The organism is Pollutimonas harenae (assembly GCF_004153685.1).
GTDB classification, from domain to species: domain Bacteria; phylum Pseudomonadota; class Gammaproteobacteria; order Burkholderiales; family Burkholderiaceae_B; genus Pusillimonas_C; species Pusillimonas_C harenae.
Window position 1 is genome coordinate 937822 of record NZ_SDQD01000001.1, and the last position, 22892, is coordinate 960713.

22 protein-coding genes are annotated in these 22892 nt (G+C 56.8%); 14 read left to right on the top strand and 8 right to left on the bottom strand.

Translation table 11 applies throughout. The features are described from left to right. Positions 1-29: 29 nt before the first annotated feature. The 12 genes from ERD84_RS04405 (at position 30) to ERD84_RS04460 (ending at position 12762) form a co-directional block, all read left to right on the top strand. Positions 30-1613: a class I adenylate-forming enzyme family protein gene (locus ERD84_RS04405; RefSeq protein WP_167667245.1), complete on the top strand. Its 1584-nt coding sequence runs from the start codon at positions 30-32 to the stop codon at positions 1611-1613. Further along, positions 1610-2599 (top strand): quinone oxidoreductase family protein, encoded by a 990-nt coding sequence (locus tag ERD84_RS04410; protein ID WP_130038387.1) that lies wholly within the window; start codon positions 1610-1612, stop codon positions 2597-2599. The genes ERD84_RS04405 and ERD84_RS04410 overlap by 4 nt, the downstream gene beginning before the upstream one ends. Positions 2600-2609: 10 nt before the next feature. Continuing rightward, complete coding sequence (locus ERD84_RS04415) at positions 2610-3791, top strand: acyl-CoA dehydrogenase family protein (protein WP_130038388.1); 1182 nt, start codon at positions 2610-2612, stop codon at positions 3789-3791. Between the two features lie 12 nt (positions 3792-3803). Then, the gene (locus ERD84_RS04420) at positions 3804-4880 is read left to right on the top strand and encodes an acyl-CoA dehydrogenase family protein (protein ID WP_130038389.1); all 1077 of its coding nucleotides are present in this window, start codon (positions 3804-3806) and stop codon (positions 4878-4880) included. Positions 4881-4931: 51 nt separating this feature from the next. Next, positions 4932-5717, top strand: coding sequence for an enoyl-CoA hydratase/isomerase family protein (locus tag ERD84_RS04425; protein ID WP_130038390.1), 786 nt, complete (start codon positions 4932-4934; stop codon positions 5715-5717). Between the two features lie 39 nt (positions 5718-5756). Continuing rightward, positions 5757-6554: an IclR family transcriptional regulator gene (locus ERD84_RS04430; protein WP_167667247.1), complete on the top strand. Its 798-nt coding sequence runs from the start codon at positions 5757-5759 to the stop codon at positions 6552-6554. 20 nt (positions 6555-6574) lie between these two features. After that, positions 6575-7330 (top strand): IclR family transcriptional regulator, encoded by a 756-nt coding sequence (locus tag ERD84_RS04435; protein ID WP_130038392.1) that lies wholly within the window; start codon positions 6575-6577, stop codon positions 7328-7330. A 194-nt stretch (positions 7331-7524) separates the two neighbouring features. After that, complete coding sequence (locus ERD84_RS04440; protein ID WP_130038393.1) at positions 7525-8370, top strand: alpha/beta fold hydrolase; 846 nt, start codon at positions 7525-7527, stop codon at positions 8368-8370. A 27-nt stretch (positions 8371-8397) separates the two neighbouring features. Then, positions 8398-9921 (top strand): flavin-containing monooxygenase, encoded by a 1524-nt coding sequence (locus tag ERD84_RS04445; protein WP_130038394.1) that lies wholly within the window; start codon positions 8398-8400, stop codon positions 9919-9921. A gap of 71 nt (positions 9922-9992) precedes the next feature. Beyond that, on the top strand, positions 9993-10742 hold the full coding sequence (locus ERD84_RS04450; RefSeq protein WP_130038395.1) for a class II aldolase/adducin family protein: 750 nt from the start codon (positions 9993-9995) through the stop codon (positions 10740-10742). A gap of 38 nt (positions 10743-10780) precedes the next feature. Then, positions 10781-11800, top strand: coding sequence for a ketopantoate reductase family protein (locus ERD84_RS04455; RefSeq protein WP_130038396.1), 1020 nt, complete (start codon positions 10781-10783; stop codon positions 11798-11800). Further along, positions 11797-12762 carry a Bug family tripartite tricarboxylate transporter substrate binding protein gene (locus tag ERD84_RS04460; RefSeq protein ID WP_130038397.1) on the top strand — a complete coding sequence of 322 codons (966 nt, stop codon included), beginning with the start codon at positions 11797-11799 and terminating at the stop codon, positions 12760-12762. Before ERD84_RS04455 ends, ERD84_RS04460 begins: the two co-directional genes overlap by 4 nt. A 35-nt stretch (positions 12763-12797) precedes the next feature. Here the strand turns inward: ERD84_RS04460 and ERD84_RS04465 are convergent, their stop codons facing one another. Together ERD84_RS04465 and ERD84_RS04470 are read right to left on the bottom strand one after the other, a co-directional pair. After that, entirely contained in the window at positions 12798-13529 is a 732-nt protein-coding gene (locus tag ERD84_RS04465) for an HAD family hydrolase (protein ID WP_130038398.1), read from the bottom strand. A 112-nt stretch (positions 13530-13641) separates the two neighbouring features. Further along, the gene (locus ERD84_RS04470) at positions 13642-14571 is read right to left on the bottom strand and encodes a DMT family transporter (protein WP_130038399.1); all 930 of its coding nucleotides are present in this window, start codon (positions 14569-14571) and stop codon (positions 13642-13644) included. A 131-nt stretch (positions 14572-14702) separates the two neighbouring features. On the opposite strand from ERD84_RS04470, the gene ERD84_RS04475 reads away from it, so the two are divergent. Together ERD84_RS04475 and ERD84_RS04480 are read left to right on the top strand one after the other, a co-directional pair. Continuing rightward, positions 14703-15635 (top strand): 2-hydroxyacid dehydrogenase, encoded by a 933-nt coding sequence (locus ERD84_RS04475; protein ID WP_167667319.1) that lies wholly within the window; start codon positions 14703-14705, stop codon positions 15633-15635. 39 nt (positions 15636-15674) lie between these two features. Then, positions 15675-16583, top strand: coding sequence for an alpha/beta fold hydrolase (locus ERD84_RS04480; protein ID WP_130038401.1), 909 nt, complete (start codon positions 15675-15677; stop codon positions 16581-16583). Between the two features lie 3 nt (positions 16584-16586). On the opposite strand, the gene ERD84_RS04485 is transcribed toward ERD84_RS04480, so the two are convergent. The 6 genes from ERD84_RS04485 to ERD84_RS04510 all read right to left on the bottom strand — a co-directional run bounded on the left by ERD84_RS04485 (position 16587) and on the right by ERD84_RS04510 (position 22886). Beyond that, positions 16587-17738, bottom strand: coding sequence for a mandelate racemase/muconate lactonizing enzyme family protein (locus ERD84_RS04485; protein ID WP_130038402.1), 1152 nt, complete (start codon positions 17736-17738; stop codon positions 16587-16589). Positions 17739-17817: 79 nt separating this feature from the next. Continuing rightward, positions 17818-19449, bottom strand: coding sequence for a GMC family oxidoreductase (locus ERD84_RS04490; RefSeq protein WP_130038403.1), 1632 nt, complete (start codon positions 19447-19449; stop codon positions 17818-17820). Beyond that, entirely contained in the window at positions 19446-20441 is a 996-nt protein-coding gene (locus ERD84_RS04495) for an ABC transporter substrate-binding protein (protein ID WP_130038404.1), read from the bottom strand. Before ERD84_RS04495 ends, ERD84_RS04490 begins: the two co-directional genes overlap by 4 nt. Before the next feature lie 38 nt (positions 20442-20479). Then, positions 20480-21301, bottom strand: a complete 822-nt coding sequence (locus ERD84_RS04500; RefSeq protein ID WP_130038405.1) for an ABC transporter ATP-binding protein — start codon at positions 21299-21301, stop codon at positions 20480-20482. A 2-nt stretch (positions 21302-21303) separates the two neighbouring features. Beyond that, positions 21304-22080, bottom strand: coding sequence for an ABC transporter permease (locus tag ERD84_RS04505; protein ID WP_130038406.1), 777 nt, complete (start codon positions 22078-22080; stop codon positions 21304-21306). A gap of 23 nt (positions 22081-22103) precedes the next feature. Next, entirely contained in the window at positions 22104-22886 is a 783-nt protein-coding gene (locus ERD84_RS04510; protein WP_130038407.1) for a GntR family transcriptional regulator, read from the bottom strand. Positions 22887-22892 lie beyond the last annotated feature (6 nt).

Sequence of the window (22892 nt, forward strand, 5' to 3'; positions counted from 1 at the left end):
CAACAAGGAGAACAGGCATGGACCCAAACATGAGTCGATATAACGAGCTCAAGGGATTGACCGTACCTGAGCTGATCTATCGAAGGGCGCAGCAATATCCATTCAAGCTGGCGCTTTCAACGCGTAGCCATTACGGCTATCGGGATCGCCTCAGCTATTCGCAACTCGCCCTACGCATGGATGGCATGGCGCGTGCCCTGCTGTCTCGTGGGGTGAAGCCGGGCGACCGTGTCGCCTTGCTCTTGTCCAACGATGCCGTTCGCGAGGCCGTGCTGACAGCGGTGGGCTGCTATCGCATGGGAGCTATAGTCGTTCCTGTGAACACACGCAGTGCTGATGATGAGCTGGCGTATGCCTTTGGCCTGGTTGATCCGGCCTTTGTCGTGACCACGCCCGACGCGCTTGAACGCGTAAACAAAACGTGTCCGAAGGCACGTGTGCTGCAGTTGCAGCCGACACCTTATGACAGCGATGCGTGGCCAGACCCCGAGCAGGAATTCCACGATATCGAGCTCCCGCCTCTGGGGTCACCGGAAGATACAACCGTCTTGCTGTTTACCTCGGGTACGACGGCGCGGTCCAAGGCGGTCATGCATTGCCACCGCAGCCAGTTGTACTGTGGGTATGCCATAGGCACCGCTATCGGCATTCACGATCAGGATACCTACCAGGGAGCTTGGCCCATTTTTACCAGCTCAGTGCTGAACATGGCTTGCATGGTCTCGTGGGTGACCGGGGCGGGAGCGGTGCTCGAGGAAAGCTCGATAGACAATGCGGGACGCCTGCGTCTGATAGAAACCGAGGGTACCTCGGTGTATCACGGCGTGACCTCACCTTTGAACTTCATGATTGATGAGTACGTGCGCGGTAAGTACGACCTGTCGCGTGTACGCCGTATCGGCTATGGGGGGGCAGCCATGCCGGCCGAAGTAATAGAGAAGTTTGCCACGCGTCTGCCCTGGGCCGATCAGGTCCATATCTGGGGGATGACGGAAACGGGTCCGGCAGGCACATTCCTGCCCCCGTGGTATCTGCCGCGCAAGGCAGGCTGTATCGGTGGCCCCATGCCTGGGTGCGCCGTGCGGGTTGTTGATGAAGAAGGTAAGTCGGTGCCTGTGGGTGAAACAGGGGAAATAGCTTTTTCGGGCCCGCCCATGGCGCAAGGCTATTTTTCCAACCCCGAGGCGACTGCCGAGGCCTTTGTCGACGGTTGGGTATTGACCGGCGACATCGGCCGTTTTGACGAGGAAGGGCATTTGCATTTTGTCGATCGCAAGAAAGACGTCGTCAATCGAGGCGGTTTGAAGATCGCTTCAGCCGCAGTCGAGGAGGTGATTTACCGATACAAGTCGGTGCAAGAAGCCGCTGTAGTGGCGATACCCCACGCGGGGCTGGGCGAAGATCTTGCCGGCTGCGTGGTGGCCCGCCCCGGGGAAGTCATAGATACGCAGGCACTGCGCGAGCATTGTGCGCGTCATCTGGCTGACTATGAAGTGCCCCGGCGCTGGTTTGTACTGGATGCCCTGCCCAAGAATCCCATGGGCAAGATACTGAAGCGCGAGCTTCGGGCGTCTCTTCTAGAGTTAATTGAACAGGATCATCAACAGTCATGACAACGCAAGCTTACGCGATTCGTATCCATGAGTACGGCGGACCAGAGAACATGGTCTACGAGGCCGTCGATGTGGCAGAGCCCGCAGCGGGGGAAGTCCAGATCCGGCAGCATGCCATAGGGGTGAACTATCTCGATACCTACAACCGACGAGGTGTCTTTCCGGTGCCGGAGTTGCCGTGGGGCCTGGGGGTCGAGGGCGCCGGCGTGGTGACTGCCGTAGGCAAGGGAGTGAGTCATTTCGCTATAGGCGACCGCGTGGCCTATGCATCACGGCCCATAGGCAGTTACGCCACGGTACGTAATCTGCCGGTCGATCTGTTGCTGCACCTGCATGATGACGTCAGCTTTGAGCAGGCCGCAGCAGTGACGCTGCAGGGCCTGACTGCTCATATGCTGGTCAATCGTGTCACTCACTTGCAGGCGGGCGATACGGCCTTGGTGCATGCTGCGGCAGGTGGCCTGGGATTGTTGCTGGTGCAATGGCTGAAGCACAAAGGATGCCGGGTCATAGGCACCGTCGGATCCGAGGCCAAGGCTGCCCTTGCACGTGAGCATGGTTGTGATGACTTGATTCTGTATAACGACGAGTCGTTCACTGACGGGGTCCGTCGACTGACTGACGGCAAGGGTGTGGATGCCGTGTTCGAAGGTCTCGGTGGTCAGGTCTTTCATGATTCGCTGACGATTCTGAAGCCTTTCGGGCAACTGGTGAATCTGGGTCAGGTGGCGGAAGGCTTGCCTGCCGTTGACCTGTCTGCACTGGGCCCGGTCCGGTCGCTGACGGTATCCGTGCCGGGCGTGTTCGCCTACATGACCCATCATCCCAATCTGCAAGGCGCTGCCGATACGCTATTTGGCATGGTTGCACGGGGTGAGCTACGTGTGCATATCGGACAGCAGTTTGCGCTCAGTGAGACAGCGCAGGCGCACCAGGCCCTCCAGGAGCGCAAGACGACGGGCTCGGTTGTCCTCATACCCAATTGAAGGGGCACTCATGAGTATATTCAATAGTCCCGAATTACAAGCTTTTAGGGCGGAAGCAAAAGCCTTCCTGCAAGCGCAGCTGACAGATGAGTTGGTACAGGCTACCCGTGGTGGTTTGCACCTGAAGCCGGCCATCATGAGGCAGTGGCAGGGTGTGTTGCACAAACGCGGCTGGGGGGCTCCTCACTGGCCAGTCAGTGCAGGAGGCCCAGGCTGGAATGCCCTGCAACGCTACATCTTTGAAGAAGAGTCCGCGTTTGTCGATGCGCCTCCTGGCGATGTACTTGGCCTGTTCCTGGCTGGTCCCATGATCATTGCTGAAGGCAGTGACGAACAGAAGCAGCGCTATCTGCCCAAGATACTTGCTGGTGAAGAGCTTTGGTGCCAGGGCTTTTCCGAGCCCAATGCGGGCTCGGATCTGGCTTCGCTGAAAACTACAGCAACCAAGGACGGCGATACATGGGTGATCAACGGCCAGAAAACATGGCTGAGCAGCGGTCATTACGCTGACCTGATGTTTTGCCTGGCCCGAACTGGTATTGACGGCAAACCGCAAGAAGGCCTGACCCAGTTTGTCATAGACATGAAGTCGCCAGGCATCACCCTGCAACCGATTTTGACCATGGACGAGGGCCACAGCGTTAACGCCGTCTTTCTGGACGATGTACGTGTCCCCGCCACGAACGTGATTGGTGAAATCAACAAGGGCTGGACCTACGCCAAGGATTTGCTGGCGCGTGAGCGGGTCAACAACGCTCAGGCACCACGTACCAAACGCGACATCCTTGAACTTGAAAAGCTGGCCGGGCAACTGCAAGACGAGCAAGGACAGAAGCTGGCGGATGATCCGCTGGTGCGCCGACGCCTGTCGGCGCTGGTTATGGATTTCATAGCACTGGAAGCTGCCGTACTGCAGGTACTGGCCTTGCAGATGCGTGGTGAAGAGCCTGGGCCCGTTGCCTCGACGTTGAAAATACGTGGTTCCGAACTCCAGCAGCGCGTCACCGAAACTGCGCTATCACTGCTGGGCCAGGCCGGTATCGTGCTGTCGCCCGAATACGGCGGGGGATTGTTGGCGCCAGAAGGCAACGGTTGGGTGGAACGGCATTTGTTCAGACGTGTAGTCACGATCTATGCCGGCTCGAACGAAATTCAAAAAACCATTATTGCCAAGTCCATTCTGGGCATGTAACGGAGATTGATCATGGTTATGGACCGTGAGGAACTGAACCTGTTGCTGGAGTCTGCGCAACGGTGGTTTAGCGATAACAATTCATTCGGCGCACGGGTGACGTCGTTTCGGGAAGGTCATCGCCAGACGCCAGAGGGCTGGCAAGCTCTGGCGGAGATGGGTTGGCTGGCTTTGCCGCTGACTGAAGCAAACGGTGGCTTCGATGCCGACCATGCTGCGCGCTTTGCCTTGATTCGTCTTGCGGGCGAACATGTTCGTCCCGAGGCGCTCGAAACGCATTTGTTGTTGGCGCCCGCAGTGGTCGAGGTCAGTCCCGACCAGGCCGAGGCATTGGCAACCGGCGCAATGCGCCTGGGCGTGGCCGATTTGCCCGACAGAAACGGCATCACGGCTGATACCCTCGATGGAACATGCATACTGTCGGGACGCAGCGGGCCGGTGTTGGGCTCGCAAGACGCGACGCACTATGTGGTGTTTGTGCGGGATGCTGCCGGAGTACTACGCGCCGCACTGCTTGCGGCCAATGCGCCGGGCTTGTCCTGCGAGCAGGCCAGGCTTATCGACAAGCGAGACACTGTTTTGCTCACATTGGATCGTACGCCAGGCCTGTGGCTGGATCAGGCTGACGACGTGGGGGCGGGACAACGGCTGCGTGATCTGGTAGCCGCCGGCCAGGTGGCCGACGCGGCCGGTGTCCTTGAGGTTGGTTTCAACTTGACGCTGGACTACCTGAAACAACGTACTCAGTTTGGTCGTCCCTTATCGCAACTGCAGGCGGTCCAGCACAAGATGGCCGATATTTTCTGCGATGTTAAGCAAATGACGGCCTTGGCCGAGCGCCTGGCGCAAGAGATCGATGCCAGCCCGAAGGGACCATGGCCGACTTTGCCTATCGCCAAGGCCTTTGTAGGCCGCCGCGCCATACGCGGCATGGGGCAGTTGATTCAGCTGTCGGGCGGCATAGGCGTAACGGAAGAATACAAGATTACCCATCTTTATCGCCGGCTGCACGTGGCAGCAACGATGTTCGGCGCAGCTGAAGCGCAGCTGGCTCGTATTGGCGTACGCGATGTGCTGCAAGCAGCTTGAGCACAATCATTTTTGAACTTTATAGACAACTAATACCTACGGAACTCAAACATGGAAAACAAAGCCCTTACCCTGGATGTGCGCGATCGTGTCGCTTATCTGACCATCAACCGGCCGGATGAACTCAACGCAGTCAATGCCGAGCTGCATACGGCCTTGTCACGCATATTCATTGACCTGGGCGAACGCCGCGATCTGAACGCCATCGTGCTGACGGGTGCTGGCCGAGCCTTTTGTGCGGGCGGCGATATCGAATGGATGCGCGCTGCGGTGCGTGAGCCAGAACAGTTCGAAGTCGTGACCTGGGAAGCCAAGCGCATTGTGTATTCGATGCTCGATTGCGAAATTCCTATCGTCGGCCGCATCAATGGCGATGCTGTAGGCTTGGGGGCCACCCTTGCTCTGCTATGCGACATCACGGTCATGGATGAGAATGCACGCATCGGGGATCCGCATGTGCGCGTCGGCTTGAATGCCGCCGACGGCGGAGGTTTCTTGTGGCCGCAAATCATCGGCTATGGCAAAGCCCGTGAATTGTTGTTGACCGGCGATTTGTTGTCGGCCGAAGAAGCGTATCGCCTGGGCGCTGTCGGTCATGCAGTAGCTACCGAAGAGCTGGATGCGCGTGTAGACAAAATTGTGGCCAAGTTGCGCAATGGCGCTACTAAAGCTATACGCTGGACCAAGGCGGGCTACACTATCCCCCTGCGCCAATTGGCCCATGGGCACATGGATGCAGGCGTGGCTTATGAATGCCTGACCAACCTGACGCAGGATCACAGCGAAGCTATCGAAGCATTTGCAGCCAAGCGCAAGCCGGTTTTCACCGGGCGATAAGGTGACATACTTGAGCACACAAGCACAAGGAATAGTGACGTGGACGGTCCACTAATAGGAAAAAGCCAGCAAGTCCGCGCGAGTGGTAGCCCAGTGGCGGGCACACAAAGTGTCCGTCGGGCTCTGGCCGTCTTGCGCCTGGTTGCCAAATATCGTGACGATGGCATCAGGCTCGTACAGGTCGTACGCGAATCCGGCCTCGATCGTGGGACTGCCTATCGCCTGCTTAGCTGTCTGGTGGAAGAGCAGTTCATCGATCGTGGCGACGATAGCCGCTACTATCTTGGGCCCGAGGCAGTGCTGCTGGGTTCATTGCTGCCTCGGCCTACTTCGCTGCTGACCCGCTTCCTTCCTGTACTGCGCCGTGTGGCTCGTATTTCAGGCGATACGACCTTCCTGATGATGCGGCAGGGTGATTATGTTTTTTGCCTGCATCGCGAAGAAGGCAGTTCGCAAGTACGCGTGTTGACAACCAATATTGGCCAGCGCCGCTCATTGGGTACGGGCACCGGTGGGACGGCGGTGTTCGAGCTGATGCAAGACAGCGAAATTCAGGCCATCTACGAGCGGCACGAGATAGAGTATGCCGATATGGGATTGACGCTGGAGCAGGTCCTGCGTATGGCGCACGAGGTGCGCCGATTAGGCTATGCCGAGGTCTATGAGTCATTCGACGAAATAGGAACCGTCGGCATCGGTATCGCATTTCGGATCGGGCACCATGGCATGGGCGCCATCAGCCTGGCCACGCTGACCGCACGGCTTAGCAAAGAACGCCGCGAAGCCTTATTGGAGCTGATGCGCAAGGAGTTGCGGGAACTTGGGTTGCGCGAATAGTACGCAGACGGAATAAAGCGATGAGAGGAACGCAGACGGTATCCAGAGCACTGGGTCTGTTGCATCTGGTGTCCCGGGCGCACCCCGAAGGTATCGGCATTGGCGAACTGGCCACTCTGGCGCAATTGGATCGCGCCACCGCCTATCGCCTGGTAAGCAGCCTGGTCGAGTTCGGGCTGGTGGAGCGTGATGACGCTCGCATGTACCGCTTGGGCGTGGAGGCCATGCAGCTCGGTCTCGCGGCAATGCGGTCAGCGCCCATCGTAGACCGAATCAAGCCTGTCATGAAAAGACTGGCGCGTCGAACGGAAGACACGATATTTTTGGTGGTTCGCAATGGTGATTATGGTCATTGCCTTCACTGTGAAGAAGGGTCGTACCCAGTCAAGGCGCTTGTGCTGAGGGTCGGTGGTATGCGGGTGTTGGGCATCGGGTCCGCAGGTTCGACCTTGCTTGCCGCGCAGACGGACGATGAGGTTGAGGCGGTTTACAAGCGCCACATCAATGAATTCCAGCCTAGTGTGCTTTCTTTGGCAGATCTGAAGCGTCTGATCGCCGATACGCGGCGGCGTGGCTATGCCAATACGGCAGATCTGGTCACGGAAGGAGTAAGTGGTGTCGGCATGCGCTTCGAACTGCCGACAGGAACTCAAGCGGCCGTGAGTGTGGCGGCCATTAGAAGCCGAATGCCTCCAGAGCGCAAAGCATGGATTGCAGAGTTGATCGCCGAAGAGCTGCAAGTGGACGGTTTGGAGCCTTCATTTCGAGCACATTGAGTGCTTTGCCTTACCACCGCCTGTACTAAGCTGACGGGCATACCGAATTTACATAGTAAATAAAAACATATGTGGCGCTAGCCATTCGATGGCCGTCGCTCTGATACTGAACGCATGGCTATCGAATATCGATGGCGCATCCAGTTTCGGGCGGCGCAAGAGTCGCCTGCATAGCTAAAAGGTAAATGCGCGGCATGACATTCATCAAAGATGTACAAACAGGCACGGCTAGCTGCGGCGACACGCAGATCAGTTATTTTGATTCTGATCCTGAGAATACTCATGCTGAAACCATTGTTTTGTTGCACGGCACAGGCGGTTCGGCAGAGAACAACTTCTGGGCGCTGCTTCCCATGCTGGCCATGCGCCATCGCGTCGTTGCATTGAATTTCGTCGATCCAGAAACAGAAACCCCAACGGCAGACTGCTATCTTGAGCAGGTACACGCCGTTGTCAAACACGTGGCGCACGGTAAGCCGGTTCATGTGGCCGGTTATTCATTCGGAGCCGTGATCGCTGCTTTGTTTGCTGCGCGCCATGATGCATGTGTTAAGTCGCTTACGTTGATTGCCGGCTGGGTAAAGACCGACAACCAGCAAAGACTGCGCAACGCGGTCTGGCGCAGTCTTTATGAAAGCAATCATGACGCACTGGCGCCATTTTCCGTATTGCTGAATTACAGTCAGGCATTTTTGAATTCAAAAAATGAGGCAGAGCTGGAGGGTTTGTCCCAGTCCATCAGGAACGGCCCGGATCGTTCCCGCAAAATGGAATTCAACAAAAATGTTGATATTACGAACGATTTGGCCGGAATCCAGGTGCCCAGCCTGGTTATTGCTTGTGTGCACGACCAGATGGTTCCCCTGCGGCACGCCCGGATGCTGTTTGGCGCTATTGCAGACTGCCGATATGCGGAGATCATGTCTGGCCATGGGGTTGTTCACGAAAGGCCGTCTGAGTTGTTCACCATGATCGATATGTTTGTCCAGGACCCCACAGCGCTGCCTGCCGGACAGCTTATCAAGAACAATCACGCCTGACGCCGGAAGAAAGCAATGAATGAGACCATGACAATTAATGACTCCCGCCACCGCAAGGCGGTGGAAACAGAAGTGCTGATCATTGGGTCGGGCTTTTCAGGACTGGGGATGGCGGTTGCGCTCAAGCGCGAGGGCAAGCGTGACTTCATCGTGCTCGAACGCGCCGATGACGTGGGCGGGACATGGCGGGACAATACCTACCCGGGCGCGGCTTGCGATATTCAATCGCACTTGTATTCCTACTCTTTTCGCCCGAATCCTCGGTGGAGTCGGGTTTACGCACCGCAGCCTGAAATACTGGATTATTTGCGAGCCACTGCCCATGATGAAGGCATTGTTCCTCATGTGCGATTTGGCGAAACTGTCCTCAAGGCGAGCTGGGACCCGGCAACGTCCATGTGGCATGTACTGACCAGTGCCGGAGAGTACACGGCGTACGCACTCATATCAGCGGCAGGACATTTGTCCGACCCTTCGTATCCGGATATTGATGGACTTTCTTCCTTCGAGGGCAAGGTGTTTCATTCTGCCCGCTGGGATCATTCTTATTCGACAGCCAATCGACGCATCGGTGTGATTGGTACCGGAGCCTCCGCCATCCAGATTGTGCCCGAGCTTGCCCGTGAGGCGACACACCTGACGGTCTTCCAGCGCTCGGCGCCATATGTCATACCGCGCCGGGACCACGTATATAGCGAAGCGGAAAAAGGCTTGTTTACTCGTTTTCCCGATACGGCGCAAGAGCTGCGCGACGAGTTGTTCTGGGGGAACGAATCCCGATTTCCCCAGCGGCGCCAAGTGCCGGCGTTTATAGAGCAGGTTTCTTCAATGGCGCTGAACCATCTGAAAAATCAAGTGCCTGACGAGACACTGCGGCAAAAGTTGACGCCCAATTATGCGATTGGCTGCAAACGTATTCTTCTGTCCAATGACTATTATCCGACGCTGATGCAGCCTAACGTATCTCTGGAGACCACTGGCATTTCCCATGTGGATAAGCACGGTGTCGTACTGAAGAATCAGGACAGGATAGACCTGGACTTGCTGGTCATTGCGACGGGGTTCGAGGCGGCCGACCTGCCCGTCGCCGAAGTCATTCATGGCACCGATGGGAAAAGCCTGGCTGAAAAATGGCAGAACGGCGGGCAAGCCTATGCCTGTACCGCAGTATCGGGATTTCCGAATTTTTTCCTGATGCTTGGGCCGAATACGGGGTTGGGAGCAGGTTCGATGATTTTCATGATCGAAACCCAGATCAACTACATCAAGGAAGGGGTAGGATTCATTTGCGATAATGCCGCCTTTGTCGATCCAGAGCCGCAAGCACAGCGCAGCTACGTGGAAAGCATTTATCAGCGTAGCGGCGGAAGCGTTTGGCTGGAAGGGGGGTGCAGCAGTTGGTATTTGCACCCGCGCAGCGGCAAGCTGACGACACTGTGGCCTGACTTCATGACACAGTTTCGCAAAGAAAACGGGTCTTTCACGCCTACAGGATATCGAGTCACCTTCCGCATGCCACAAGAAGCGCTGCAGCTTGCAGAGCAAACATGAGCCACGCGGCCTACATGCTTTGGGGTACTCCCCCGCCGCGCTTTTGTACTTTTTCTATAGCTAAGTGAATTATGTCCATACAGTCTGAAATTTCGCCCGAAGAATGGGCCGTTCGAAAAGATCTGGCAGCCGCGTATCAACTGGCTTTCCTGCATCGTATGACGGACCATATCTACACGCATATTTCGGCACGTGTGCCGGGTGATGAAGCGCACTTTCTGATCAACGCCTATGGTTTGACGTTCGACGAGATCACGCCTGAATCGCTGGTAAAGGTCGATCTTGAAGGCCGTATCATTCTGGATGAAACCCGCCTGGGCATTAATCCGGCGGGTTATGTCATACACAGCGCCATCCACGGCGTGCGGCACGATGCAGCTTGTGTGATGCATACGCACACAGCTGCGGGGGTCGCTGTGTCCGCTCAGGAGCGCGGGCTGTTGATGCTGTCGCAACACGCCATGCGCTTTCACGAGCGCTTGTCCTACCACGATTATGAAGGCGTTGCGCTCGACCTCGATGAGCAGAAGCGTCTGATTGCTGACCTGGGCTCCACCAACGCCATGATTTTGCGTAACCACGGCTTATTGGTCTGCGGTGCAGATGTGGCCGACGCTTTCGATGCCATGTATTACCTGGAGAGGGCTTGCCAGATTCAGGTCCATGCCTTGGCGGGTGGCATGAAAATCATCGAGCCGTCAGCTGCGGTTGCCGAGAAAGTCGCGCGGCAATTTGATAAATCCGATCGGCCGTCCCGGGCAAAACAATGGCCTGCAATGCTGCGCATGCTGGAGCGCAATAAGCCTCGCCTGGGCGCCTAGCACGCCACTCTATAACTTCTGTTCAAAAGAGGTCACATATGCGCAGCCAGACTTTGCCGCGGGTCGGCATCATTGGCGCGGGAGCAATAGGCTGCACGCTTGCCGCGCGATTCGCCAATGGCGGTTGTGATGTGAAGCTGGCTGCACGAGCCGAAGCCGCAGCCACCATCCGCCGGCAAGGCTTGCACCTTACCGCAAGCGGAACAGAGATCGCGGCGCAAGTGGCAGTTGCAAAGTCGCCACAAGATCTGTTGGACAGGGATTACGTCTTTATTGCCGTGAAGCAGCAAGCGTTGCTGGCTGCCGTTAGGGATTGGTTGCCGAAGCTGCCCGAAACGGTAGTCGTCATCCCTGCCATCAACGGTATTCCCTGGTGGTTTCTACCGAACGCTCAAGCGTCCAGCACGCCCTCTGGCAAAACACCAGAAGTCGAACTTGCCGCCCTGTTGCCGGCCGCGCAGATTCTGGGCACGGCGGTCTATCTGACGGCCTATTCGACGGCCCATGGTGTCGCGGTTCAGGGAACGAGAAACCGGCTGATTATCGGCGAGCTGGACGGAAGCAGCTCCGCCCGGGCTGAGGTATTGAAGACGACCTGCATGGCCGCAGGTATGGATTGCGACATATCGACTGCAATTCGCCTCGATGTCTGGATGAAGGCGGTAGGCAATGCGGTGTTCAATCCCCTGAGCGTATTGTCGGGCGGGGACATGGCGTCCATGTTGGCAGATGAGCACATCTCGGAACTGGCTTTGCATATGCTGCGCGAGAGTCTTGCTCTGGGAAGGCGGATAGGCTTGCCTATCGACAGTAGTGCCGAAGAGCGACTCGAGCGAGCTCGTTCTGCGGGGAACGCGCAGACCTCCATGCTGCAGGATTACCTCAAAGGAAAGCCTTTGGAGGTGGAAGCCATTATCGGCGCCATGGTCAGACTGGGCCGGCAATACGAAACGAAGATGCCCTTTACCGAGGCTATTTATGGCCTGGTTCGCAGCGCTTCGTTGAACAATCCTTTTTTGAGAACGACAAGTAACACAACGGAGGAAAAGACAAAATGAGAATCTATAAACTGAGCTTGGCGGTTGCGGCATTTTGCACGTCTATCGCTGCGCAGGCCGCAAACTACCCAAGCAAGCCGGTCGACATCGTCGTGCCGTTTACGCCTGGGGGCGTAACCGATGCAATGACCAGGAATCTGGCGGACAAACTGCAAGAGAAGCTGGGGCAGCCCGTTGTTGTTGTGAATAAGCCCGGCGCCGGCACGGTGATCGCCAGCAATTACGTCGCCAGGACGAAACCTGACGGTTATACCTTGTTGATGGCCGCCTCTTCGCTGGGCATTGCCCCGCACTTGTATAAGTCCACGGTGACCTATGATGTCAAAAAGGACTTCTCACCGATTGCGCTCGTGGCTGTAGTGCCGCATCTGCTTGTCGTCGATAGCAAGATTCCCGCCAAATCGGTGGGCGAGCTCATCGCCTACCTGGGAAAGAATCCGGATCGAGCCACATATGCTTCATCGGGCAACGGCACCTCCAATCATCTGGAGGGCGAGCTTTTCGCTTCATTGTCCAGCCTGGAAATGACACATGTGCCTTATAAAGGAAGTGCGCCCGGCCTGACCTCTCTGGCGAGCGGCGATGTGACCATGATGTTTGTCGACGTTGCCGCAGCAAAGCCGTTCCTCGAGTCCGGCAAGGTCAGGGCCCTGGCCGTGACGACTCCGCAACGATCAAAACAAATGCCTGACCTGCCGACCGTCAGCGAATCGGGGTTGCAGAAGTTTGATGCCATGCCCTGGCTGGGCATTGTTGCGGCAGCGGGCACACCGAAAGAGATAGTCATTCAGCTGAATGACGCCCTGAAGGAAATTGGCGCCGACTCAACTCTGGCTGCTCAGTTTTCGACAATGGGGCTCGATCCGGTGTTCAATTTGCCAGACGAGTTCGCCTCATTTATTCAGGAAGAGAACGACAAATGGGCCACGGTCATCAAGCAAGCAAAGATCGTCGTGGAATAGGGCTGATAGTGCCGCCATGATTCCGATACGGGGCATCACTGAGCCTGTATGTCGTTTACGCTGCCTGTGCTGGCGCCCAGCAGCTCACTCCATTGGCTGAATGCAAAATACCGTGGTGCATCTTCCAGGGCAGGGTCGCCGTAGCCCGAAGCGTGCAGTACAAAGCGTACGCCGGCATTGCGCGCGCATTCAGCATCGATGGAGGTGTCGCCAAAATACAGGCATTGTTCGGGTTCCAGACCCAGCATGCGTATGGTTTCCAGCAGAGGTATGGGCGATGGCTTGGGCTGTGCCCAGCTGTCGGAGCCGCTGATGAAATCGAACAGTCCGTGTATGCCGACTTTGTGAGTGGCCGCCAACGCACTGGCGTGGACTTTGTTGGTGCAGATACCCATGGCCAGCGAGGCGTCGCGGCAGGCGTTCAGCACGTCTTGGGCACCCGCATAAAGTTGAGTGGTGCCATGGCCTAGCGTGGAATAGTTTTGTACATACTGGGCCTTGAGCGGACTAAAGTCGGTGGGCGCCTGCCAGCCCATATCGGCCAGGATGTCGCGCATGATTCCTTCGCTGGTGCCATGCAGATTATCGGGGAAATAATCTTGTGGCAGGGTGCCCAGGCCTGCTTGCTGGAATGTCAGGCGCATGCCGTTGATGATGTCGGCGGCGCTGTCGACGATCGTGCCATCCAGGTCGAACACCAGGCCGCGTACGTCGTCCCGCTGGAGTAATGAGTGCAGGGTCAGGTCTGTTGTGGTTGATTCAGGCACGTTTCAAAAGTCCTTCAGGAGAGGCAACATAAGCGATCAATATGCGGTCCATATAGTGCATGCGCAGGACGGCGTTCTTTGCGGATACCGCAGCATTGTAGGCGTCTAGTCTTTAGTGGGTTTGCTGGCGACCTTTGCTGACCATCACCATGCCGATGCCGCCCAGCACCAGAATGCATGACACCATAAGCTGCAGTGTCAGGACTTCTCCCAATAATGCCGTACCCATTATTGCCGTAAGAATAGGGACGGATAGCTGGACAGTGCTGGCCTTCAGTACGGTAAGTTGTTTCATGACACCATACCAGATCACGTAGCCCAGTCCCGATGTAACGGTGCCGGACAAGATAGCGTAGGTCAAGCCGCGGGCATCCCAGTGCAGCGTGGCTAGCAAAGGCACGAGGGCCATCAGGCTAAAGGGAACGGCGCGGGCAAAATTGCTGGCCGTCGAGGCCAAAGGGTTGGCGGCACCCTTGCCCCGTATTGAATACCAGCCCCACGCTGCGCCAGCGATCGCCATGAGCCCGGCGGCACCCAGGGGCGGGGCACTGCTGCCGGGCAGTAGCAGGAGCACCAGGCCAGTAATGCTGATCAGCAATCCGACCATGGATAGTGCTGTCGGACGCTCGCCTTTGATCATGCCGTACAGAAGCATGGAAAGCTGTACGCTGCCGAAAAGAATCAGGGCGCCGACACCCGATTCCATATTGGTATAGGCCAATGAAAAAGAAAGGGCATACAAGACAAGCGCGATGGCACCCAACCAGCTGCCGGATTGTCGAGCGGATGTTGCGGCTTGCGCCACAGGCGTGGCTGATGCCCGCCGCGATGAAAAGCAGACTAATGCATAAAGAATGAGTGCACCGCTTGCGAGCCTGAGCGTGGTAAAGCTTAAAGGATCGATGTGACGTTCCATGAGCGCCAGGCGGCATAGTATGGAATTACCGGCAAAGGCCAGCATGGACAGGCAGGTAAGCAGCGTTGTCCGGATGGCCAGATTTGCTTCCTGGCTGCGACCTGTTCCGTGGGCATTTGGGAGCATCGTGAAACTATATCCCTTGACCTGGCTTTTTGCTACGAAATCATGTTGGAAGCAGCCTTGTCAGGCTATTGTTGAACAACTTACTTTGTTAAATTGGACGATAGTTCGAGACCTCTTCAGGAAGCTGCATGATAAATGTAATATTTGCCTCTGGCCACGATGCCGAGCCGCAAGAGTGGATAGCGCCGCTGCAACGGGAATTACCCGGCGTTCGCATTACAAACTGGGACGGGGCAGCGCAGCCGGTGGGTGCCCAGTTGGCCGTAGTATGGAAGCCACCTAAGAACCTGTTCATGCGCGAGACGCAGCTTGAAGCTGTATTCAACCTGGGAGCCGGTGTCGATGCTTTGTTGCAGCTGCCTGGCTTGCCCGCCGATCTGCCCATCATTCGCCTGGAAGATGCCGGCATGGGTGTGCAGATGGCTGAATATGTGGTTCACGCGCTGTTGCGCGCATCCCGTGGATTTGAACAGTATCAGGTGCAACAGCGGCAAGGCAGGTGGGCCCCTTTGCCAGACATACAGCGTGCGCAGTGGCCGGTTGGCGTCATGGGTACCGGCTTGATGGGAGCGAGGCTAGCGCAAACCCTGGCCGCGCTCGAGTACCCTGTGGCAAGCTGGTCTCGGCGTGGCAAAGAGATGCCGGGCGTACAAAAATTTGCGTCGCAAGCCGAGTTTCCGGACTTTCTGGCCCGTACCCGCGTGCTGGTCAATGTTCTGCCGTTGACACCCGAAACTCAGGGCATACTGTGCCGGGATACCTTTGAGCAGCTGCTGCCTGACGCCTATATTGTCAACGTGGGACGGGGCGAACACCTGATCGACGATGATCTGCTGCACGGTCTGGAGTCGGGCCGTGTCAAGGGCGCAACGCTCGATGTGTTTGTGCAAGAACCGCTGCCGGCTGCCCATCCGTTCTGGGCGCATCCGGCCATCACTATTACGCCCCACATCGCCGCAGCCAGTCTGCGCGATGAAACCATCAAGCAGATTGCGTCAAAGATCAGAGGGTTCTTGAATGGCGAAACCCTGACGGGTACGGTGAATAGAACTCTGGGGTATTAGGCCGCCAGAAACGACATTTTTGTCAGGAGACTACCAGACATGTTCGAAGGATTTGAGGCATTTCAGATTCAAACAAGCGACCCGGAAGTTCAGATCACCGGAAAGCGCGGTGGGTCGGGTTCACCGTTGTTGCTCATACACGGCAACCCTCTGTCGCACATGAGCTGGGCAGGCGTGGCCGACGCGCTTGCTGAGCACTTTACGGTTGTGGTCGTTGACATCCGTGGTTACGGACACAGCAGCAAACCCAAAGGCTTGCCTGATCACAGCAACTATACTTTTCGCCGTATGGCCCAGGACCATGTTGAAGTAATGAATCATTTTGGATTCAGGCAATTTTCCGTTGCTGGCCACGACCGTGGTGCGCGGGTTGCTCATAGAATGTGTCTGGACCACGAAGCAGCCATTACCAAGGCTGCCTTTCTGGATATCCTGCCTACCGAGTTCGTATGGCGCGAGCTGGGAGACCTGGACATTGGGCTCAGCCTCTACCACTGGAGTTTCCTGTCCCAGCCCTTGGGGTTTCCCGAGGCCTTGCTAAAGAATAACGAGCCGCTGTATATCCGCAGCAAGCTCATGAGCCAGGGTCTGGGCAAAGGCGGTTTCACCGAGGAGCAGATTCAGTATTACACCGAACTGTGTACGCCCGAGAATATTCATGGCGTCTGCGAAGATTATCGCGCTTCCGCAACACTTGATATACAGTTCGACCGCGAAGACAGGCTGGCGGGTAAAAAAGTGACATGCCCGGTCATGCTGCTATGGGGACAATCGAGCCATACGGCCCGGCACGAGGGCGGTCCCGCAAAAATATGGGCGCCGTACGCAAGCAATATTGCCCACGCAGAAGCCTTGCCCTGCGGCCACTATCCAATGCAACAGGCACCCGAGCAAACTCAAGAAGCAATGCTCGCATTCTTCCGCGAGCCCAGGAATTCGCTGAGCTAAGCCTCAGCCATATTTATGCGGAACCAGGAAACCGCCCACCGCTTGCAGGTCGGGCGTAATGCCCAGGCCGGATGCCTCGGGCAGTGTGATGGCACCGTCGGTGGGGTACACCAGTTCGCCAGCAAAATGATCACGCAGAGGATTCGGGTTTGAGTCGACTTCGACAAAGCCGTCGCCGCCGACGGCGGCCTTCAGATGCATGGATGCCACCAGACCCACGCCGCCCCCCAGCCAGTGCGGGCAAAACAGGCGGTTACCAGCGAGCGCCTGCTTTCCTACCGGTACGCAGCCGCTGAAGCCACCCCATTTTCCGAGGTCGGGCTGCAGCACGGCGAAAGCACCGGAAGCAATGGCAGCCGAGAACTCGGCTTCGCCGCGCATGTTTTCGCCGGCTGCCAGCGGTATCTTCGACTCCTTGGCCAGTTGTACCCATTGCTCAAGATTGTGATCGACGCGGATCGGCTCTTCCAGCCATAGCGGTTTGCACTCGGCCAACAGCTCGCTCATTTCGATCGCTGAATCCGGCGTCCAGCCTTGGTTGGCATCTATCATCAACAGCGTGTCATCGCCGAACATGCTGCGTAAGGCGCGCAGATTGGTCAGATCACGTTGCACACCAAAACCAACCTTGAGCTTGAAGGCCCGATAACCTTCTTCTTTTTTTTGTGCGGCGAGATGTTCGGGAGCAGTCGGGCTGAGTCCCGAGGCATAAACCTGCACGTGTCGGCTACCGCCCAATAGTTTCCATAGAGGTTGATTCAGGTGCCTGGCGGTCAGGTCCCACATGGCGATATCGGCACCCGCGATGGCTTGCGCCATGGTGCCTGGCTCGCCGGTTTGCAGGCCCAGCACATGAAGGCGCTGTGCCAGTGCGTTGAAGGCATGGGTAGGGTGAGGCCAGGCCTGCTCTTTCAGTATGGGTGCAATACACGATTCAAGTATGCGTGCACGATGCTCGGCGCCCACGCCGGGAAAGTTGCACCAGATTTCGCCCCAGCCGACGGCGCCTTCATCGTCTTCGATGCGTACCAGGACGGCCGGCCGGTCGTGCATGATGCCAAACGACGTCTCCACCGGTTCGGTAACAGGTGCTCTATAGACGAATGCCTCGACTTTTGCCACGTGAATCGGGCTAAGCTCAGGAAGGGGAGTCATGGATTCAATCTGCCTTGGTTCGTGCCTTGTTATATGTGGTGTGTGTGCCTGCTAGCGTAAAGTGTGCTGCTTGGCCGGATCAGAAAGGGTCATGCAGTACATGATAGGCACCTTTTTCGCCAATCATGAGCGCAGTGGCATTGGTGTTGGCAGAGACTATCTCGGGCATGACGGAAGCATCGATGACACGCAGGCGGGTCACGCCGTTGACCTTCAAGCTAGGATCGACCACGGCCTTTGCATCCGAGCCCATACGGCATGTACCAGCTGGGTGGAATACCGTACCGCCACCCTCGCGTGCGAACGTCATGATGTCGTCTCGTGTTTTGCGCTGGGAGCCGGGCAATACCTCGCCATCGACCAGGTCGCGGAATGCGGGTTGGTTGTAGATCTCGCGCAGCATGGTTATGCCGGCCACCAGCGTATTGCGATCGATTTCTTCACGCAGGTAGTTGGTTTCAATTTTTGGCGCGGCCATCGGGTCGGTACTTTGGATCTGCAGGCGCCCGCGTGAGGTGGGCCGGCACTGACAGGCCGATGCCGTGAAGCCGGGGTAGTCATGTAGCGGCGTGCCAGGCTTGTCGACCGATAGCGGCATGACGTTGAACTGCATGTCGCTTCGGTTATCGGGCGCGAACTCGGTGCGAGCAAAGCCGCCGACCTGTCCGGCGCCAACCGTCAAGGGTCCGCTATGCTTGAAATACCACTCCAGGCCCATGGAGGCCAGCTTAAGGGGATTGCGTACGTCGTTGTTGAGCGAAAGTTTTTTCTTCAGGCGCACGATGGTGCGTGCCTGATAGTGGTCTTTCAGGTTTTCGCCAACCTCGGGGGCGTTGACCACCACAGGTACGCCCAGGGACTCCAGCAGGCTGGCGGGGCCGATGCCGGATAACTGCAATAGCTGTGGCGACTGTATTGCGCCGGCAGCCAGAATGACTTCGCGCTCGGCATGCGCCTGGTGGGTCTGCCCCTTATTGATCCACTCGACGCCAACCGCCTGTGTGCCTTCGAACAGCACGCGCGTTGTGTGTGATTCGGTCAGCACAGTAAGGTTGGGCCGATTTTGTACCGGATGCAGGAACGCGACGGATGCGCTGGAGCGCCATCCGTTCTTGATGGTCAGTTGATATTGACCCACCCCGTATTCGGTGGCGCCATTGAAGTCTGGATTGAGGGGCAGGCCAAACTGCTGCCCGGCTTCGACCCACGCTTCACAATAGGGGTGATCGTTCTTGAGTCCCGAAACACCTAGTTCGCCGCTGCCGCCGTGGTACTTGCTTTCGCCGCCTTCGTAGCCCTCAGAGCGCTTGAAAAAAGGCAGCACCGATGGGTAGTCCCATCCTTGTGCACCCATTTGCTGCCATTCGTCGTAGTCGGCGTGTTGGCCACGAATGTAAATCAGGCCATTGATCGAGCTTGACCCGCCCACCACGCGTCCGCGCGGCCAGACAATGTTGCGCCCAGCCGTTCCTTCGCAGCCTTCCGTATCGAACAGGCGGGAGAAGCGCGAATCGTAGATGGTGCGGAAATAGCCGACCGGCAAGCGCAGCCAGAAGTTCTTGTCGGCCTTCCCTGTTTCAAGCACTAGTACTTTGACCGATGGGTCACTTGAAAGGCGGTTGGCCAGAATGCATCCGGCCGAACCGGCCCCTACGATAATGTAATCGTAGGGGCCTGAGACCAGGCCTTGCGATTTAGCGGAGAGGCTCATGCTTTCACAATATCAAGATAAAGGCTGGGGTCGAAGTACTTGGAGGCGGGCACGGCATTGGGGATTTTTGCAAAGTCGACAAAGAAGTCGGTGACTTGCTGCAGCCACTGGGTAACCGTGCCATCTTTGTACATCTTGGCCCACTCCGGAGACAGGAACATTTTTTGCGCTTGGTACTGTTCCTTGATGTCGGACAGCGGCACCCTGGGATAGTATTTTTCTTGTATGAGCTTGAGTGATTCGTCGGTGTTGTTGATCAGATGGTCGTTCGCCACGACCCAGGTCGAGATGATGCGCTTCAGAGTGTCCGGGTTTTTTTCGAAGAACTCATTACCGGCAGCCCAGCCGCCGGTAATGGCGGCGTCGGGATAGTACTTGGAAGCGTCGACCAGCATTTTTGCCTCGGGTACACGGGTACGCACGGAAATATTGAAGGGTACCCATAGTGCAACAGCAGGGACGGCCTTTGAAATAAATGCGGTGACCGCGTCCTGCATGCGCTGGTTGACGATCTGTACGTCTTTCTTGGGATCAATGTCGTTGGCGCGTAATGCCTTGTCCAGGAACACATGCGCTGTCGTTCCTGCCGTGGTCGAGATCTTTTTGCCTTTCAGGTCAGCGAAGCTGTTGATGCCCATGTCAGGGTGTACCCAAAGCTGGGCCGTGGCGAACTCGACGTTGTTGATCAGGAAAGCCTTGCCCTGTCCGCGCGCTGGAAAGTTCGACAACACGGCACCCGTGGAGAGCACGTCGATCGAGCCTCCGCTCATGGCCTGGAACAGCTCCAGGCCGGTCTGGAACTGGATGAACTCCGGATCCAGGCCATTCTTTTTCCATAAACCCATGGAGTCGGCCAGCCATATCTGGCCATCGACAGCGAGTGTGTGCAAATAGCCGACCTTCAGTTTTTTTGACTGAGCCCGGACAATCGATGGCGCGGCAATCGTAGCCGCTGATGCTGCTGCAAGTTCAAGAAAGGTACGACGCTTCATGGGGTATCTCCTTTTATGGTCGGAACAAGTCCGTTTGATCAGTTGCTGACCTTGGATTTGGCTTGTGCCTCTTGCGCCGCATACTCGCGCATCACCGAGTCGTGAATGTGTGAGCGCAGCGTGTTGAATTCCGGCGTGTCCTGCAACGAGCGATGCCGGGGATAGGGGAAGGGGATATCTACCACCTCCCTTATTTGCGAAGGACGGGCGGAAATCACCAGTACCTTGTTTGCCAGATAGACGGCCTCTTCCACAGAGTGCGTAATCAGCATGACCGTCTTGCCTTCTGCATGCAGAATCTGCAGCAGCAGATCGTGCATGGCACTGCGAGTTTGGGCATCCAGGGCGCCGAAAGGCTCGTCCATCAGGATGAACTCAGGATGGACGGCATACGTACGAGCCAGCGCGAGTCGCTGCCGCATGCCGCCGGACAAAGTTTTGGGAAAGGCCTTGCGAAAATCAGCGAGCCCCATCAACGTCAGGTAACGCTCGACGATTTCTTTCTTTTCGGTGGCTGTCACTTTCGCGCTGTTGTTCTTGAGCTCGAGGCCAAAGGCGATATTTTGTTCGACAGTCAGCCAGGGAAAGACGCCATATTCCTGGAACATGACACCGCGGTCCGGGCCAGGGCCCTCGATTTCCTTGCCGTCCAGTGTGACGGTGCCGTTGCTGGGCTTGAGAAAGCCGGCCGCCATATTCATGAGCGTTGTCTTGCCACAGCCCGATGGACCAACCAGTGCAACAAAGTCGCCCTGGTTAATGCTGAAAGACATGTCCCGAACGACCTCGAGGGGGCCGTTCTGGGTGTCGAACTTCATCGAAACATTGTTAAAGCCTATACGTTCTTTTGACTGTTCCATAATCAGTTTTCCGTCTTGTCTTGCCAACTGACGAGCCGATTCGAAAGCCGGCGCAGGCCTATGTCCATGAGTAGCGCCAGCACACCAATGCTGATGATGCCCAGGTAGATGGTGCGCAAATCGAAAAAGGCGGAGGCGTTCTGGATCATGGCGCCTAGCCCCTCTTGGGCAGCCACCAGCTCGGAGGCGACCAGGGTGGCCCAGGCAACGCCCAATGCAACGCGCAATGCAGTGAGCATGTGGGGCACCGTCATGGGCAGCATCACTTTGCGGAAAATCTCGAAATCGGTGGCGCCGAGCGTGCGGGCTACGCGGATATACACAGGGCTGATCTGGATCATGCCCTCATACATCACGATCACGGCGGCAAAGAACGAGGCATAGAACAAGATGGCGACTTTGGCGACTTCGCCAATGCCGAGGTACACGATGGCCAGGGGAATCAGAGCAATGGGTGGCAAGGCACGGAAGAAGTTGATCAAAGGGTCGACAAAACGGCGCACAGGCCTGTACCAGCCAATCAGAAAGCCGACCGGTACGGCAAGCAGCATGCCCAGCAACAGACCCAGGACAACGCGCTGCGCCGACATATAGACATTGACAATGAAGTTGCCTTCGGTCAGGTGCACCCACAGTGTTTGCGCCACCTCGGCGGGCGACGGTAGCAATGTCGGGTTGATCAGGCCCGTCATGCGCAGGGCCGTCCAGAACACGAGCAGAAAGAGGAAAGGAAGAACCGCCCAGCCGATATTGACCAGGGCGTTACTGCTTTTTTTCATTGATGTCTCCGTTGTAATGATGATCAGGCAGTCTTCTTTGCGGACTCCTTATTTCTGGCCTTGCGGTTCACTCCCTGCATCAGGTCAACATCGATGAGGATCATCTGTGCCGGATACTGTATGTGTGCGTAGTAGATGATGCGTTCCTGTTCGTCGAGCAGGCTGCGGCATACATCGGCGATTGGATCGCCAATACCAATATTCAGGTGTGTTGCGGTTTCTTCGTCGCATACGGTAATGCGCATGATCTGGCGGCCGTTGGCGACATGGATGTTGGGCGTCGACGCCAATTGCTGGATTGCCGGCTTTAGGCGAAAGCCTTCCGGATCGGTATCGAAGATATCTTTGGCAATGTAGAGATCGATCAGGCAATAGGGCTCGTCTTTGTAGTAATGGACGCGCCGCATATGTTCATAGTCGGGTCCCACCTTGCCGAACTTCAGGGCGGGCACCAGCTTGGATTTTTCGTGCTGGATGGAAAGCAGTCGGATCTTGAGGTTGCCGACCCGGTCGACCAGCTCGTCGAAATTATTGGGCAGCTTGAACCAGCGCTGGGCGGATAAATCTTTGGCGACAAACGTACCTAGCCCACGGGTGCGTCGTACGATGCCTTCGTCTTCCAGTTGCGTAAGCGCCGCACGCAAAGTGATGCGCGACACGTCGTATTCTTCTGCCAGTTTTTCTAGTGTGGGAATTTGCGCACCATAAGGCCATTCCTGGCTTTCTATTTTTTGACGCATAAGCTTGGCCACCTGTATGTACAGGGGCATGCGGCTTTTATGAAAAACATTTGTTTCTATAGACATAAAGTC

What these genes read in the sequence shown, in the direction of transcription:
- ERD84_RS04405 (WP_167667245.1), top strand. Translation starts at nt 30, where the DNA reads ATGAGTCGATATAACGAGCTCAAGGGATTGACCGTACCTGAGCTGATC.
- ERD84_RS04410 (WP_130038387.1), top strand. Translation starts at nt 1,610, where the DNA reads ATGACAACGCAAGCTTACGCGATTCGTATCCATGAGTACGGCGGACCA.
- ERD84_RS04415 (WP_130038388.1), top strand. Translation starts at nt 2,610, where the DNA reads ATGAGTATATTCAATAGTCCCGAATTACAAGCTTTTAGGGCGGAAGCA.
- ERD84_RS04420 (WP_130038389.1), top strand. Translation starts at nt 3,804, where the DNA reads ATGGTTATGGACCGTGAGGAACTGAACCTGTTGCTGGAGTCTGCGCAA.
- ERD84_RS04425 (WP_130038390.1), top strand. Translation starts at nt 4,932, where the DNA reads ATGGAAAACAAAGCCCTTACCCTGGATGTGCGCGATCGTGTCGCTTAT.
- ERD84_RS04435 (WP_130038392.1), top strand. Translation starts at nt 6,575, where the DNA reads ATGAGAGGAACGCAGACGGTATCCAGAGCACTGGGTCTGTTGCATCTG.
- ERD84_RS04440 (WP_130038393.1), top strand. Translation starts at nt 7,525, where the DNA reads ATGACATTCATCAAAGATGTACAAACAGGCACGGCTAGCTGCGGCGAC.
- ERD84_RS04445 (WP_130038394.1), top strand. Translation starts at nt 8,398, where the DNA reads ATGACAATTAATGACTCCCGCCACCGCAAGGCGGTGGAAACAGAAGTG.
- ERD84_RS04450 (WP_130038395.1), top strand. Translation starts at nt 9,993, where the DNA reads ATGTCCATACAGTCTGAAATTTCGCCCGAAGAATGGGCCGTTCGAAAA.
- ERD84_RS04455 (WP_130038396.1), top strand. Translation starts at nt 10,781, where the DNA reads ATGCGCAGCCAGACTTTGCCGCGGGTCGGCATCATTGGCGCGGGAGCA.
- ERD84_RS04460 (WP_130038397.1), top strand. Translation starts at nt 11,797, where the DNA reads ATGAGAATCTATAAACTGAGCTTGGCGGTTGCGGCATTTTGCACGTCT.
- ERD84_RS04470 (WP_130038399.1), bottom strand. Translation starts at nt 14,571, where the DNA reads ATGCTCCCAAATGCCCACGGAACAGGTCGCAGCCAGGAAGCAAATCTG.
- ERD84_RS04480 (WP_130038401.1), top strand. Translation starts at nt 15,675, where the DNA reads ATGTTCGAAGGATTTGAGGCATTTCAGATTCAAACAAGCGACCCGGAA.
- ERD84_RS04485 (WP_130038402.1), bottom strand. Translation starts at nt 17,738, where the DNA reads ATGACTCCCCTTCCTGAGCTTAGCCCGATTCACGTGGCAAAAGTCGAG.
- ERD84_RS04490 (WP_130038403.1), bottom strand. Translation starts at nt 19,449, where the DNA reads ATGAGCCTCTCCGCTAAATCGCAAGGCCTGGTCTCAGGCCCCTACGAT.
- ERD84_RS04495 (WP_130038404.1), bottom strand. Translation starts at nt 20,441, where the DNA reads ATGAAGCGTCGTACCTTTCTTGAACTTGCAGCAGCATCAGCGGCTACG.
- ERD84_RS04500 (WP_130038405.1), bottom strand. Translation starts at nt 21,301, where the DNA reads ATGGAACAGTCAAAAGAACGTATAGGCTTTAACAATGTTTCGATGAAG.
- ERD84_RS04505 (WP_130038406.1), bottom strand. Translation starts at nt 22,080, where the DNA reads ATGAAAAAAAGCAGTAACGCCCTGGTCAATATCGGCTGGGCGGTTCTT.
- ERD84_RS04510 (WP_130038407.1), bottom strand. Translation starts at nt 22,886, where the DNA reads ATGTCTATAGAAACAAATGTTTTTCATAAAAGCCGCATGCCCCTGTAC.